This is a genomic window from Cellulomonas sp. (genome assembly GCF_015234515.1).
Lineage (GTDB): Bacteria > Actinomycetota > Actinomycetes > Actinomycetales > Cellulomonadaceae > Cellulomonas.
Genome location: NZ_JADGMY010000021.1, coordinates 142,000 through 156,119 on the forward strand (window position 1 = coordinate 142,000; position 14,120 = coordinate 156,119).

At 74.4% G+C, this 14,120-nt stretch carries 10 protein-coding genes; 7 read left to right on the forward strand and 3 right to left on the reverse strand.

Going from position 1 to position 14,120, the window contains the following annotated elements:
* Positions 1-106 precede the first annotated feature (106 nt).
* Positions 107-2,428, reverse strand: a complete 2,322-nt coding sequence (locus tag IR158_RS08805) for a beta-L-arabinofuranosidase domain-containing protein (protein ID WP_291812128.1) — start codon at positions 2,426-2,428, stop codon at positions 107-109.
* A 99-nt stretch (positions 2,429-2,527) separates the two neighbouring features.
* Here IR158_RS08805 and IR158_RS08810 point away from each other — a divergent pair, with 99 nt between their 5' ends.
* The 4 genes from IR158_RS08810 to IR158_RS08825 all read left to right on the forward strand — a co-directional run bounded on the left by IR158_RS08810 (position 2,528) and on the right by IR158_RS08825 (position 6,607).
* A complete protein-coding gene (locus IR158_RS08810; protein WP_291812130.1) occupies positions 2,528-3,541 on the forward strand; it encodes a LacI family DNA-binding transcriptional regulator in 1,014 nt (337 codons plus the stop codon).
* 83 nt (positions 3,542-3,624) lie between these two features.
* Entirely contained in the window at positions 3,625-4,311 is a 687-nt protein-coding gene (locus tag IR158_RS08815) for a ThuA domain-containing protein (RefSeq protein ID WP_291812133.1), read from the forward strand.
* The gene (locus IR158_RS08820) at positions 4,296-5,438 is read left to right on the forward strand and encodes a Gfo/Idh/MocA family oxidoreductase (RefSeq protein WP_291812136.1); all 1,143 of its coding nucleotides are present in this window, start codon (positions 4,296-4,298) and stop codon (positions 5,436-5,438) included. The genes IR158_RS08815 and IR158_RS08820 overlap by 16 nt, the downstream gene beginning before the upstream one ends.
* Before the next feature lie 23 nt (positions 5,439-5,461).
* Complete coding sequence (locus IR158_RS08825; protein ID WP_291812161.1) at positions 5,462-6,607, forward strand: Gfo/Idh/MocA family oxidoreductase; 1,146 nt, start codon at positions 5,462-5,464, stop codon at positions 6,605-6,607.
* A gap of 39 nt (positions 6,608-6,646) precedes the next feature.
* On the opposite strand, the gene rnhA is transcribed toward IR158_RS08825, so the two are convergent.
* Together rnhA and IR158_RS08835 are read right to left on the reverse strand one after the other, a co-directional pair.
* The gene (gene rnhA, locus IR158_RS08830) at positions 6,647-7,087 is read right to left on the reverse strand and encodes a ribonuclease HI (protein ID WP_291812162.1); all 441 of its coding nucleotides are present in this window, start codon (positions 7,085-7,087) and stop codon (positions 6,647-6,649) included.
* Positions 7,088-7,193: 106 nt separating this feature from the next.
* Positions 7,194-8,903: an AMP-binding protein gene (locus IR158_RS08835; protein ID WP_291812164.1), complete on the reverse strand. Its 1,710-nt coding sequence runs from the start codon at positions 8,901-8,903 to the stop codon at positions 7,194-7,196.
* A 149-nt stretch (positions 8,904-9,052) separates the two neighbouring features.
* Here IR158_RS08835 and mgtE point away from each other — a divergent pair, with 149 nt between their 5' ends.
* The 3 genes from mgtE (at position 9,053) to IR158_RS08850 (ending at position 13,949) form a co-directional block, all read left to right on the forward strand.
* The gene (gene mgtE / locus IR158_RS08840) at positions 9,053-10,390 is read left to right on the forward strand and encodes a magnesium transporter (RefSeq protein WP_291812138.1); all 1,338 of its coding nucleotides are present in this window, start codon (positions 9,053-9,055) and stop codon (positions 10,388-10,390) included.
* A gap of 27 nt (positions 10,391-10,417) precedes the next feature.
* On the forward strand, positions 10,418-11,245 hold the full coding sequence (locus IR158_RS08845; protein WP_366928423.1) for an aminoglycoside 3'-phosphotransferase: 828 nt from the start codon (positions 10,418-10,420) through the stop codon (positions 11,243-11,245).
* Positions 11,246-11,351: 106 nt separating this feature from the next.
* Entirely contained in the window at positions 11,352-13,949 is a 2,598-nt protein-coding gene (locus IR158_RS08850) for an RNA helicase (RefSeq protein WP_291812139.1), read from the forward strand.
* Positions 13,950-14,120: the final 171 nt, after the last annotated feature.

Genomic DNA, 14,120 nt, shown 5'->3' on the forward strand with positions numbered 1-14,120 from the left:
CCTGACGACGAACTCGTCGTTTGGCGGCTTCTGACCTTTCATAAGCCGCCAAAGGACGAGTTCGGCGGGTGGGGGTGGGTCAGTGGGGGCGGGGCAGTGGGGGTGGTCAGTGGGGGTGGTCAGTGGGGTCGGTCAGGAGGTGGAGGGCGACGATTCTCGGGGTCTGGATCGGGGATCTGGTCGGGGTCGGGGATGGGCTCGCGGGTGACGGGTCGGCCACGACGGTGACCTCGTGGGGGCCGGCGGCGACCGGGACGTCCAGGACGCGGGTGCCCGGTGCCGGGTCGGTGACCTCGACGACGCCGACGACCGTGCCGTCCACGACGACGCGAGCACGCCCGGGCTCGGCCAGGTACGTGACCCTCAGCACCGCGCCGCGACCCTCGGGGTCGGCCAGCAGGTAGGAGAACCGGTCGCGCGACGCGCGCCAGTGCCGACCGTCGACGGCACCCGTCCACGTGTCGGAGCCGGCGAAGTGGTGGTCGGTCTCGGGCTGCTGCTCGCCGCACGCCACGGCGTCGACGGTGCGGGCGGCGAGGCCGAGCTGCTCGTCGTCCAGGGCCGCGAGCTCGACACGTCGGCGTCCGAGGTCGGCGGCGTCGCGGACCGCCGGGAAGTAGAGGGTGTACCGGGCCTCGTGCAGCGTGCGCAGGGGCTCGAGCACCAACGGCGCGTCGGTGCCGCGGTCGAGGACGAACGCGCCGTCGTCGGCCGGTCGCAGCGCCCCGGCGAGGTCGTCGTCCGACCCGACGAGGATCGGCGCGTCGGCCAGCGGGCGCAGCGGTCCGTGCGCGACGTGCCCCATGCGGGCGCCGTCGGCCCGCAGGCCCACGAGGTCGTCGTCGTCGCCACGCGCGGCGAGCGTGACCGGACCCCAGCGCAGCGCGACCCAGCCGTCGTCGCCGGGCAGCCGCTCGGCCGCGGGGCCCGCGACGAGGCTCCAGGTGACCGTCTCGCCCCCTTGCCACGTGCGGCGCACCGTCACGTAGCCGTCCCGCTCGGACGCGGGCGTCACGGCCGCTCCGTCGACGGACAGCACGACGTCCTCGCGTGCCCACGCCGGGCGTCGGACGTGCACCGCGAGCTCGGTCGGCGCGTCGACGTCGACCGTCAGCGCGACCTCGGTGGCCGGCAGCGCCGCGGGGTACGACGACGCGAGCCGCACGCGCACGCCGCGCCCGGCCCAGTCGAGCGTCGACGGGACGGGCAGGTTCACCAGCAGGTCGTCGCCGGCGCGGGCGTACGCGAGCTCACCGAGCCGCGCGTACGTCTCCAGGGCCGTGCCCACGCAGCACCACATGCACTCGTCGCGCGTGGAGTACACGCGGTAGTGGCCCGGCCGGGCGGGCGTGAAGTACACGAACCCGCCGTCGGGGTGCTGCGCGGAGAGCACGTGGTCGACGAGCTGCCGCTCCGCCGCGTCGAGCAGCCCGGTGTCCCCGGTCAGGGCGTACAGGCGCCGCTCGACCTCCAGCATGTTGGCGGTGTTGCACGACTCGGGGCCCTCACGGTGCAGGACGTGGGCCTGCGCGTCGGGCGTGAGGTGCTCGGAGACCGAGTTGCCGCCGAACGCGAGCGTGCGCCGGTCCAGCACGTGGCGGACGAACGTCGCCGCGGCCTCGGTCTCGCCGATCCCCGGCCAGCCGACGACCTTCGCGATCTGCGTGTTGGCGTGCAGGCCGTCGAGCGCGTCACGTCCTTCGCGCAGCGGCGCGAGCAGCGACTCGTCCGCGAACCGCCGGGCCAGCGCGGCGTACCGCGCGTTCCCCGTGAGCTCGGCGAGGTCGCCGTACGCCTCGCACATGCCACCGAACTCGGTGCGCAGCATGCGGGCGAACGCCTCGTCGTCGAGCCGGTCCGACAGCGCGACGCCCCAGTCCCCCAGCCGCACGGCGGCGCCCAGCGCCCGGGCCGCGACGTCGGTGGGCGCGTACCGGGCGGCGTCGATGAGCCCCGCGTACGTCTTGTGGACGTTGTACCAGGGCACCCACGCGCCACCCAGGTCGAACGTGCCCGCCTCGGCACCGCCCGACGCGACCGACTCCCACAGCGCGACGCCGCCCGGCACACCCCCGACGTACCCGGTGCCCAGCGCGTCCTGGCACTCGACGAGGCCGTCGACCAGCGCCCGGGCCATCGTCGCCGCGCGCTCCTCCCCGGTCGCGGCCCACTGCAGCGACGCCGCCGACAGGGCGTGTCCGCCGATGTGCCCGTCCAGCCCGATCGACTCCCAGCTGCCGTACGGCTCGGCTCGGGGCGGCAACCCCGCCTCGCGACGGAACGGTGCCAGGAGCCGCTCGGGCCGCAGCCCCAGCAGGTACTCCCGCGCGGTGCGCTGCGCGGCGGCCATCGGACCGTCGAGCAGCCGCACGGCTGACAGGTCGAACAGCGTGACGACGGACGACGACGGGGTGGCGACGGTGCTCACGGGCGCCAGCCTGGCAGCCGACGGCGCGTTCGTCACCCTGTTGACAGAGATCGATCTCCGACCAACCCTGTGGACCCCTCACCGTGGCACCATGCGTCCATGAGCCGGTCCGCGCGCCCCACGCTGCTCGACGTCGCGCGCGCCGCGGGCGTGTCCCGCGCGACCGCCTCACGCGCCCTGGCCGGGCTGCCCAGCGTCGACGCCGAGCTCGCTCGCCGCGTGCGTGCCGCGGCCGCCGAGCTCGACTACCGCACCAACACCGCGGCACGCGCGCTGCGCAGCGGCGCGACCGGGTCCGTCGCTCTGGTGGCGCCCAGCAGCGAGCTGGAGGGTCAGGGCGGCCCGTTCGTCGGGGCCCCGCTGCGCGGCGCGACCGCCGAGCTCTTCGCGCGGTCGGTGCAGCCCGTGCTCCTGCTCGACGACGGCCGCGACCGGGCGCCGCTGCTGCGGTACCTGGCGTCCGGGCACGTCGACGCCGCGGTCGTCGTGCTGCAGCGCGAGTCCGAGCCGCTGTTCGCCGAGCTCGGCGGGCTGCCCCTGCCCGTCGTGTTCGTCGGACGCCCTCGCGCGAGCATGGACGACGCCCTGACCTCGGTCGACAGCGACAACTACGGTGGGGGCCGCCTCGCCGCGCGGACGCTGCTGGAGGCGGGCCGGCGCCGGGTCGCGACGATCGCCGGGCCCGCGGGCTACGCGCCGGCGGACGAGCGCACGCGCGGCTTCCGGGACGAGCTCGCGGCGTGGGGCCTGACCCCCGGACCCGTCGTGCACGGGTCGTTCTCGATGTCGTCGGGCGCGTCCGCCGCCGCGTCGGTGCTGCGCCGGGACCCCACGGTCGACGGCCTGTTCGCCGGTTCGGACCTCATGGCGCTCGGCGCACTGCGCGTGCTGGAGGCCGGTGGGCGGCGCGTGCCGGACGACGTCTCGGTGGTCGGGTTCGACGACACCGTCGTCGCCGCGACGTGCGACCCGCCGCTGACGTCCGTGCGCCAGCCGCTGCGCGAGCTGGGGGCGCGTGCCGCCGAGCTCGTGCTGGACGTGCTGGCCGACCCGCACGTCGAGCCGCAGCACGTCCTGCTCCCCACCGCGCTCACGGCGCGCGAGTCCGTCTGACCTCCTGGCCTCTGCCCGGGTCACCGGGTAGCGTGCGAGAGATCGATCTCTCATCGACGCGAGATCCCCACGGAAGGCTCCACGTGAAGCAGGCTCTGGTGGTCCGGGGCGGCTGGGACGGGCACGCGCCCGTCGCCGCGACGGACATGTTCATCCCCCATCTCGAGGCGACGGGGCACACCGTCCGCATCGTCGACACCCCTGAGGTGTACGCCGAGGACGCGATGGCGGACGTCGACCTGGTCGTGCAGTGCTACACGATGGGCGAGGCGTCCGGCGCGGCCGTCGCCGGGCTGCGCAGGGCCGTCGCGGCCGGCACGGGGCTGGTCGGGTGGCACGGCGGCATCGCCGACTCGTTCCGCAACAGCTCCGACTACCTGCAGCTGATCGGCGGCCAGTTCACCACCCATCCCTCCAAGCACCCCGACGAGTGCCACGGCGACCAGTCCGACAACTACCTGCCCTACACGGTCGACATGCTGCCCGCCGCGGCCGACCACCCCGTCACCGCCGGGATCGAGTCCTTCGAGCTGACCACCGAGCAGTACTGGGTGCTCACCGACGACCTCAACGACGTCCTGGCCACCACGACGCACCCCGCGCCGCCCTGGCACCCGTGGCACCGCACGATCACCTGCCCGGCCGTCTGGACGCGCCAGTGGGGCGACGGCCGGATCTGCGTCGTGACCCCCGGGCACAGCGTCGACGTGCTCGAGCACCCCAGCGTCCGCACGATGATCGAGAGGAGCATGGTGTGGGCCAGCCGCTGAGGGTCGGCGTCGTCGGCTGCGGCGTCATCTCGAACGCCTACCTGACGACCGCCGCGACCACCCCCGACCTCGAGATCGTCGCGGTCGCCGACCTGGACCGCGCGCGCGCCGACGCGACGGCGCTGCAGCACGGCGTCCGCGCGCTCGACCTGCCGGACCTGCTCGCGCACGACGACGTCGAGTGGGTGCTCGACCTGACGACGCCCGCCGCGCACGAGGAGGTCGCGCTGGCGGCGGTCGCGCACGGCCGGTCCGTCTACAACGAGAAGCCGTTCTGCGCGACGGTCGCCTCCGCCCGGCACGTGCTGGACGCTGCCGCCACGGCCGGCGTCGCGCTCGGCGGCGCGCCGGACACGGTCCTGGGCACCGGCGTGCAGACCGCGCGGGCGGCGGTCGAGTCCGGCGCGATCGGCCGTCCCGTCGCCGCCACCGCCACCATGGCGTGCGGCGGCCACGAGGCCTGGCACCCGCAGCCGGACTTCTACTACGCCCCCGGTGGCGGCCCGCTGCTCGACATGGGCCCGTACTACCTGACGACGCTCGTGCACCTGCTCGGACCGGTCACGGCGGTCCAGGGCGTCGCGACCCAGCCGCGCACGCACCGCACGATCGGCCAGGGACCGCGCGCGGGCGAGCTCGTGCCCGTCGGCGTCGCGACGCACGTCACCGCGCTGGTCGAGCACGCGTCCGGGGCGGTGACGACGCTCGTCATGAGCTTCGACGCGCCCGCCTCGATGGCGCGGCCCATCGAGGTGCACGGCGAGGAGGGCTCGCTGCTGGTCCCCGACCCCAACCGGTTCGAGGGCGACGTGCTCGTCCACGCACGCGGCGGCGAGTGGCAGACGCTGCCGCCGTCCGCCGGGTACGCGAACGCCGGGCGCGGGGCCGGACTCGTCGACGCCGCCCGCAGCGCGGACCGCCGCACGACCCGCGCGTCGGCCGACGTCGCGCTGCACGTGCTCGACACCATGGAGACGGTGCTGCGCGCGGCGGACGCGGGCACCCGGCTGGCCGTCACCAGCACGTGCGACGTCCCGCCGCTCGTCCCGCTCGCCGACCTCACCACCCCCGGGAGGCCCGACATGGCCCGCACCGCGTCCGCCCCGCTCACCCGGACCGCCTCGTGACCGCGCCGCGGCTCGGCGTCGGCATGGTGGGCCACGCGTTCATGGGCCTCGCCCACTCGCACGCCTGGCAGACGGCGCCCCGGTTCTTCGACCTGCCGCTGCGCCCCGACCTGACGGTCGTCGCCGGGCGCGACGCGCAGCGCACGGCCGCCGCAGCGGAGCGCCTGGGTTGGCGCTCGTCGACGACCGACTGGCGCGAGCTGCTCGACCGCGACGACGTCGACCTGGTCGACATCTGCACACCGGGCGACACCCACGCCGAGATCGCGATCGCCGCGCTGCAGGCGGGCAAGCACGTGCTGTGCGAGAAGCCGCTCGCCAACTCGGTCGCCGAGGCGGAGGCGATGGTCGCCGCCGCGCAGGCGGCGCCCGACCAGGTCGCGATGGTGGGCTACTCCTACCGCCGGGTCCCGGCGATCGCGCTGGCACGCCGGCTCGTCGCGGAAGGTCGCATCGGCACCGTGCGACACGCCCGCGGCCTGTACCTGCAGGACTGGCTGTCGGACCCGGCGACGCCGCTGTCGTGGCGGCTGGACAAGGACAAGGCCGGGTCGGGATCGCTCGGGGACATCGGCGCGCACGTCATCGACCTCGTGCAGCACATCACCGGCGAGCGCCTCACGGGCGTCTCGGCGCAGCTCGCGACGTTCGTCGAGGAGCGGCCCGTGGCGGCCGCGTTCGGCGGGCTGTCGGGCGTCGGGGACGCCGGCGGCGCGACCGGCCCGGTGACGGTCGACGACGCCGCGGTGTTCACGTCACGGCTGTCCGGCGGCGGGCTCGCCCTGTTCGAGGCGACGCGCTTCGCGCTCGGGCGGCGCAACGCGATCCGCGTCGAGATCAACGGCACCGAGGGCTCGCTCGCGTTCGACTTCGAGGACATGAACGTCCTGCACGTGTACGACGCGCACGACCCGGCGGGCCTGCAGGGCTTCCGCCGCGTCTACGTCACCGAGCCCGAGCACCCGTACACCGGCAGCTGGTGGCCCACCGGCCACGGCCTGGGCTACGAGCACGCGTTCACCCACCAGGTCGTCGACCTCGTCGAGGCGGTCGCGGCGGGCACCCACCCGGCACCGACCTTCGCCGACGGCCTGCAGGTGCAGCGCGTGCTCGACGCGGTCGAGCGGTCAGCGGCGGACGACTCGCGGTGGACGCCCGTCGGGGGCTGACACACCCACGCAGTGCGCGCGGTGTCGGCACGGCCGGGCTCAGCGCCCGGCTGGCGCCCCCGCGCGCACGTCGTCCACACCCCGGTTCGCCAGGCCGTCAGCCCGCTCGTTGCCCGGGTCGCCTGCGTGGCCCTTCACCCAGACCCACGTCACGTGATGACGCTCGACCTCGGCCTCGAGCGCCTGCCACAGCTCCTTGTTCTTCACGGGCTTCTTCTCCCCCGTGACCCAGCCGTTGCGCTTCCAGTTGGGCAGCCACTTGGTGAGCCCGTTCATGACGTACGTCGAGTCGACGTGCAGCGTCACCCGGCAGGGACGACGCAGCGCCCGCAGCCCCTCGATGACCGCCGTGAGCTCCATGCGGTTGTTGGTGGTGGCGGCCTCGCCGCCCCACAGCTCCTTCTCCTGGTCGCCGAAGCGCATCCAGGCGCCCCACCCGCCCACGCCGGGGTTGCCCTTGCAGGCACCGTCGGTCCACATCTCCACCACGGCTGCGTCGTCCGTCTCGCTCACGCGCACACGGTACTTCGGTCCGTCACCGACCCGGCGCCTGGGGAGCGGCGGGGGCGACGCTCACGCGGGGGTGTCAGGGCTTCTTGGGGGTCTTGTCGAGCACCTGCTCGCGGACCACCCGGCGCAGCACCTTGCCTACCTGCGAGCGCGGCAGGTCCGTGAGCACGACCAGGCGCCGCGGCAGCGCGTACCGCGCGAGGCGCGTCTCGCACCACTCGCGCACCGCGGCGAGGTCGATGCCGGCGCCTGACCCGTCCTCGTGCAGCACGACGGCGGCCACGACGTGCTCGCCCATGTCGCCGGCGGGCTCGCCGACCACGGCGACGTCGAAGACGCCCGGCATGCCGCGCAGGTGGTCCTCGACCTGCGAGGGATACACCTTGAAGCCGCCGGTGACGATCATCTCCTTCATCCGGTCGACGAGGACGACCATGCCGTCGTCGTCCACGCGGACCACGTCACCGGTGCGGAGCCAGCCGCCCTCGAGCAGCTGGTGGGCCGTCTCCTCCGGCCGCTTCCAGTAGCCCTGGAAGACCTGCGGACCGGAGATGAGCAGCTCGCCCTGCTCGCCCGTCGCGACGTCGCGCGTGGGGTCCTCCTGGTCGACGACGCGGATGTGGGTCGACGGGAACGGCAGGCCGAGGGAGCCGGGCCGCCGGTCGGGGCTCAGCGGGTTGCCGAGCGCGACGGGCGACGTCTCGGTCATCCCGTAACCCTCGGAGACGATGCCGCCGGTGACGCGCTCCCAGCGCTCGGCCGTCGCGCGGGGCAGCGCCATCGCACCGCTGATCGCGTACTCGAACGACGTGAGGTCGGCGCCGGCCTCCTCCGCCGCGGCGGCCAGGCGGTCGAGCATGGGCGGCACGGCCGGGATGAAGGTGCCGGGCCGGCGGCGCTGCGCGGCGAGCACGCGCGCCGGGTCGAAGGACGGCAGCACGACGAGCGTGGCGGCGATCCGCACGGAGTACGTGAGGCACAGCGTCAGGCCGAAGGCGTGGAAGAACGGCAGGACCCCGTAGACGACCTCGGTGCCGGTCTCGTGCTGGGTCCACGTCTGTCCCTGCAGCGCGTTGGCCACGAGGTTGCGGTGGCTCAGCACGGCGGCCTTAGGGGTGCCGGTGGTGCCCCCGGTGTACTGCAGGAGGGCGACGTCCGACGCGTCGGGCGCGTCGGAGGGCAGCAGCGGCTCGGCGGCGTCCAGCAGCCGGTGCCAGTGCGGGATGTCGGCGGGCACAGGCCCGCGCATCGCCGCACGCGTCTTGCGCGCCGTGGCGACGGGCAGCCGCAGCGCCCAGCGCGAGGTGCGGGGCAGGTCGGCCGAGAGGTCGACCGCCACGACGTGGCGCAGGTCGGTGCGGTCCTTAGCCTCCAGCACGCGCGGGACCGCCTGCTCCCAGACGATCGCGACGGTGGCCCCGGAGTCGGTGAGCTGGTGCGCGAGCTCGTCGGAGGTGTACGTGGGGTTGTGCTCCACCACGACCCCACCGAGCCGCAGGACGGACCAGAACGCGACGACGTGGGAGGTGCAGTTCGGCATCACCAGCGCGACGCGGTCACCGGCACGCACGCCGAGGTCGTGCAGCACGCGCGTGCCGCGCTCCACGCGGGCGCCCAGCTCGCGGTAGGTGGTGGCCTGACCCAGGAAGTCGACGGCGACATGGTCCGGGTGGTCGCACACGGCGCGGTCGAGCGTGGCGGTGAGCGGCTCGTCGGGGATCTCGATGTCGCGCGGAACCCCCTGCGGCCAGGCAGCGGGGAGGTCGGCGGGGACTGCTGGGAGCATCACTACGCCAGCGTAACCTACGTGACCGTAGGTTACTGGTCCGTACGTCCCAGGACGGCGAGGATCACGTCGCCACGTACGCTGCCGAGGGCCGACCGCCCGGGCGGCCGACCCCCGGGCGCGACCAGCGCACGACGTGAGGAGGCGGCATGCCCCACCCCGACCACGGCGACGCGACGGCCACCGCCGAACGCTCCCCCGCCCTGCGCGACCTGCGGGCGCGCCTGGCGACCCTCGACGTGCCGGACATCGTGCACGAGCTCGGCCGGCTCGGTGCCACCGACCGTGCCGTGGCCTTCCGGCTGCTGTCCAAGGGCCGCGCCGTCGAGGTCTTCGAGGACCTCGACCCGGCGCTGCAGGGCGAGCTCGTCACCTCCCTGCACGGGCACGCCGCCGCGATCTTCGCCGCCCTCGACCCGGACGACCGCGCCGCGCTGCTGGACGAGGTCCCCGCCGGCGTCGCACGGCGCCTCCTGGCGGGCCTGGCGCCCGACGACCACGCGGCGACGACCGCCCTGCTGGGCTACCCCGAGGACAGCGCGGGCCGCCGCATGTCCCCCGAGGTGGTGGCCGTGCCGGTCGGCACCACCGTCGGCGACACGATCGCCCAGGTGCGCGCGGCCGGCGACGACGCCGAGACGGTCTACGTCGTCCCCGTGGTCGCCGACGGGCGGCGCGTGCGGGGCGTCGTGTCGCTGCGCCGGCTGGTCCTCACCGACCCCGCCACGCCCGTCGACGCGGTGATGTCGCCCGCCACCACGGTGCGCGCGACCGACGACGCGGAGGACGCCGCGAACGTCGTGCGCGACGGCGGCTTCGTGGGCGTGCCCGTGGTCGACGAGGAGGACCGCCTGGTCGGGGTGCTCACGGTGGACGACGCCATGCGCGTGCTCGAGGCCGAGGACGACGAGGACTCCGCCCGCACCGGTGGCACCGAGCCGCTGCGCCGCCCCTACCTGTCGGTCTCCGTGCTGGGCCTGGTGCGCTCGCGCGTCGTGTGGCTGCTCATGCTCATCGTCGCCGCCTCGTTGACCGTCGGCGTGCAGTCCTACTTCGAGGACGAGCTGGCGCAGGTCGTGGCGCTGGCGCTGTTCGTGCCCCTGCTCATCGGGACCGGCGGCAACGCCGGGTCGCAGGCGGCGACCACGGTCGTGCGTGCGAGCGCCGTCGGCGACGTGCGGACGGGCGACGTGGCGCGGGTCGTCGGCCGCGAGATGCTCACGGGCCTGCTGCTGGGCCTGACGCTCGCAGCCGTGGGTGTGGGTCCCGCGATGCTCGTGGCCGGCCCGGCGATCGGCCTCGTGCTCGCGCTCACGGTGGTCGCGGTGTGCACGCTCGCCACCACGGTCGGCTCGAGCGTCCCGCTGCTGGCCAAGCGGGTCGGCGTCGACCCGGCGATCGTGTCGGCGCCGTTCATCTCGACCTTCGTGGACACCACGGGCCTGATCGTCTACTTCACCATCGCCAAGGCGGTTCTCGGGATCTGACGGCGGCGGCGGTGCGATGATCGCCGCGTGCCCGACATCGCCACCGGACCGATCGTCCCTCCCGAGATCCCCAGCGGGATACCCGGTGAGGAGGTGCCCGTACCGGCGGCGGTGGAGCGGATCGCCGCAGGCGCCCCCGTCGAGGCCGTGTGGGTCAACCAGCTCGGCGGCGTGACGTTCCGCGTCGGGCGCGACAGGTACGTCAAGTGGGCACCCGCCGACGTCACCGAGATCGACCTGCTGGCCGAGGCGGAGCGCCTGGCGTGGGCCGTCCGGTTCACGCCCGTGCCCCACGTCCTCGACCTCGGCGCCGATGACGACGGGACCTGGTTGGTCACCGCAGCCCTCGACGCCCGCAGCGCCGTCGTGCCGCCGTGGTCCGGCCGACCGGCGGAGGCGGCGTCCGCGATCGGCGCCGGGCTGCGGTCCCTGCACGAGAGCCTCCCCGTCGGCGAGTGCCCCTTCGACTGGTCGGTGGATGCGCGCCTCGCGATCGCCCTGGAGCACCTCGACGCGGGTGACACCCCCGCCGCGTGGTCGCCCGAGCACCGGGGTCTGACGGTGCAGGAGGCACGTGCGCGGCTGGTCGACGTCCCGCCCGTCGACCTGCTCGTCGTGTGCCACGGCGACGCCTGCGCCCCCAACACGCTGATCGGCGACGACGGCCGTTGGGCCGCGCACGTCGACCTGGGGCGCCTGGGCGTCGCGGACCGCTGGGCCGACCTGGCGATCGCCGCGTGGAGCACGCGGTGGAACTACGGCCCCGGGTACGAGACCACCGTCTACGAGGCCTACGGCGTCGAGCCCGACGACGAGCGCATCGCGTACTACCGGCTGCTGTGGGACGCGACCTGACGCGTGCAGGGACGACGGCGTCCGAGGCCGGCCGCCGGGTGTCGCGGGGCCCGGCCGGCACCGGCCGGGCCACGGGCCGCGGAGCACCACGTGCGAGGATCGCCCCGTGCCCGACGCTGCGAACCTGACCGACCGCCTGCCTTCCGGGGACGCCGCGCACGACCCCGACGCGCTGTACGAGGTGTTCACGTCCTGGGCCGCGGACCAGGGCCTGTCGCTCTACCCGCACCAGGAGGAGGCGCTCCTCGAGCTCCTCACCGGGGCGCACGTGATCCTGTCGACGCCGACGGGGTCGGGGAAGTCGCTCGCGGGCGTCGCCGCGCACGCGGTGGCGCTGGCGCAGGGGCGCCGCTCCTACTACACCGCACCGATCAAGGCGCTGGTCAGCGAGAAGTTCTTCGCGCTCGTCGACGTGTTCGGGTCCGCCAACGTCGGGATGGTGACGGGCGACTCGGCGATCAACTCCGACGCCCCGATCGTCTGCTGCACGTCCGAGATCCTGGCCAACCAGGCGCTGCGCGAGGGCCCCGACGCCGACGTCGGCCTCGTCGTCATGGACGAGTTCCACTACTACGCGGACCCGCAGCGCGGGTGGGCGTGGCAGGTGCCGCTGCTCGAGCTGACGCGCACGCAGTTCCTGCTGATGTCGGCCACGCTCGGCGACGTGTCGTTCTTCGTCGAGGACCTCGCGCGCCGCACGGGCCGTGACGTGGCCGTCGTCGCGAACACCGAGCGGCCCGTGCCGCTGACGTTCACGTACTCGGTCGAGCCGCTGCACGAGCTGCTCGACGAGCTCGTCAGCACCCGCCGCGCACCGGTGTACGTCGTGCACTTCACGCAGAAGGAGGCGGTCGAGCGCGCGCAGTCGCTGCTCTCGACGCCCCTGGCCAGCCGCGAGCAGCGCGACGCGATCGCCGCGGAGCTGGGCGGGTTCCGGTTCGGCCCCGGGTTCGGCAAGACGCTCTCGCGCCTGCTGCGGCACGGCGTCGGCGTGCACCACGCGGGCATGCTGCCGAAGTACCGCCGCGTGGTCGAGCGCCTCACGCAGCGCGGGCTGCTGCCGGTCGTCTGCGGCACCGACACCCTGGGCGTCGGCATCAACGTGCCGATCCGCACGGTCGTCCTGACGAGCCTCGTCAAGTACGACGGGGTCCGCATGCGGCACCTGAGCGCGCGCGAGTTCCACCAGATCGCGGGCCGCGCCGGACGCGCCGGGTACGACACCGTCGGCGAGGTCGTCGTGCAGGCGCCCGACCACGTCATCGAGAACCGCAAGGCGCTCGCCAAGGCCGGCGACGACCCGAAGAAGCAGAAGAAGATCGTCCGCAAGCAGGCGCCGTCGGGCCACGTCAACTGGACGGACAAGACGTTCGAGCGCCTGCGGGACGCCCCGCCGGAGCCCCTCACGTCGAGCTTCCAGGTGTCGCACGCGATGGTGCTGCACGTCCTGCAGCGCGGCCGCGACGGCCGCGCGGACCCCGTGGCGGTCATGACGCACCTGCTCACCGACAACCACGAGCCCGCGAGCGCGCGCTCGCGCCACGTGCGGCGTGCCGTCGACGTGTACCGGTCCCTGCGCGCGGGCGGCGTCGTCGAGCGCCCGTGGGTCGACGACCCCTCGGCACCGGGCGGCCGACGCCGGACCGTGCAGCTGGTCGCCGACCTGCCGTTCAACTTCGCGCTCGACCAGGCCCTCTCGCCGTTCGCGTACGCGGCTCTCGACCTGCTCGACCCGCAGGACCCCGGGTACGCGCACGACGTCGTCTCGGTCATCGAGGCCACGCTCGACGACCCCCGCCAGGTGCTCGCGGCGCAGGAGAACAAGGCCCGCGGCGAGGCCGTGGCCCGCATGAAGTCCGAGGGGCTGGAGTACGACGAGCGCATGGCGCTGCTCGAGGGCGTCACGTACCCGCGTCCGCTGAGCGAGCTGCTCGAGGCCACGTTCGCGACGTACCGCCGCACCAACCCGTGGGTCGCGGACCTCACGCTGTCGCCCAAGTCCGTGGTGCGCGAGATGCACGAGCGCGCGGCGACGTTCGCCGAGTACGTCCAGCTGTACTCCCTGGACCGCACCGAGGGCGTCCTGCTGCGCTACCTCGCCGACGCGTACCGCGCCCTGCGCCGCACGGTCCCGGAGGACCGCCGTACCGAGGAGCTCGAGGAGCTCATCGCGTGGCTCGGCGACCTCGTGCGGCGCACCGACTCGAGCCTGCTCGACGAGTGGGAGCGGCTGTCCGACCCGACCTCGGCGCTCGAGGACGACGCCGACCCGGACGGCGAGGACACTCCGCCGCCGATCACCGCCGACCCGCGCGTGTTCCGCGCGCTCGTGCGCGGCGCGATGTTCCGTCGTGTCGAGCTGGTGGCGCGCGAGCGCTGGGGTGCGCTCGCGGCGCTGGGCGACGTGGACGCCGAGGACCAGCCGTGGGACGCCGACCGCTGGGCCGACGCCGTCGAGCCGTACTTCGACGCGCACGACGAGATCGGCACCGGCGCGGCCGCGCGCGGTCCCGCGCTGTTCCAGGTGACCGCGGGCACGGCAGCCGACGCGCACGGCCCCGCGGCCGGTACGTGGCACGTGCGGCAGATCCTCGACGACCCGGCGGGCGACCACGACTGGCGCATCGACGCCCTCGTCGACCTCGCGGCGTCCGACGAGGCCGGCGAGGTCCGCCTACGCATCCTCGACGTCGGCCCCCTCTGACCCTCCCTCTCCCCTCCCCTCCCCCCGCGAGAGTGCAATCCAGTCACCCCCCACAACCCGAGGCGTAACTCGATCGCACTCTCACGCCAGCGTTGGGGTAGGGCACGCACCCCTCGCCCCGCGAGAGTGCAATCCAGTCACCCCCCACAACCCGAGGCGTAACTCGATCGC